Genomic DNA, 359 nt, shown 5'->3' with positions numbered 1-359 from the left:
GATTCCGGTCCTCGGCACCATCTTAAATATAGCGCCCGTAGCTCAACTGGATAGAGCGTTTGACTACGGATCAAGAGGTTATGGGTTCGACTCCTATCGGGCGCGCCATTTAAATTTTATTTATTATTTAATTACATACGGGAAGTAGCTCAGCTTGGTAGAGCACTTGGTTTGGGACCAAGGGGTCGCAGGTTCGAATCCTGTCTTCCCGACTTCTTAAATAATTTGGGGGCTTAGCTCAGCTGGGAGAGCGCCTGCTTTGCACGCAGGAGGTCAGCGGTTCGATCCCGCTAGTCTCCACCATTTATAATAATTAAATGAACATTGAAAACTGAATAACAATATGTCAACGTTAATTC

3 tRNA genes are annotated in these 359 nt (G+C 45.4%); all 3 read left to right on the top strand.

Annotation, left to right across the window (positions count from 1 at the left end):
- Window positions 1-31 precede the first annotated feature (31 nt).
- Window positions 32-108: transfer RNA gene (locus tag KA858_RS12565), tRNA-Arg, on the top strand.
- A gap of 30 nt (window positions 109-138) precedes the next feature.
- A tRNA-Pro gene (locus KA858_RS12560) sits at window positions 139-212 on the top strand.
- Between the two features lie 15 nt (window positions 213-227).
- Window positions 228-303, top strand: a tRNA-Ala gene (locus KA858_RS12555).
- The last annotated feature ends 56 nt before the right edge of the window (window positions 304-359 follow it).

Origin of the sequence: Staphylococcus sp. GDX8P80P (genome assembly GCF_017893095.1) — a bacterium.
Classification (GTDB): domain Bacteria; phylum Bacillota; class Bacilli; order Staphylococcales; family Staphylococcaceae; genus Staphylococcus; species Staphylococcus borealis.
This window is presented reverse-complemented; position numbering and strand designations above follow the sequence as displayed.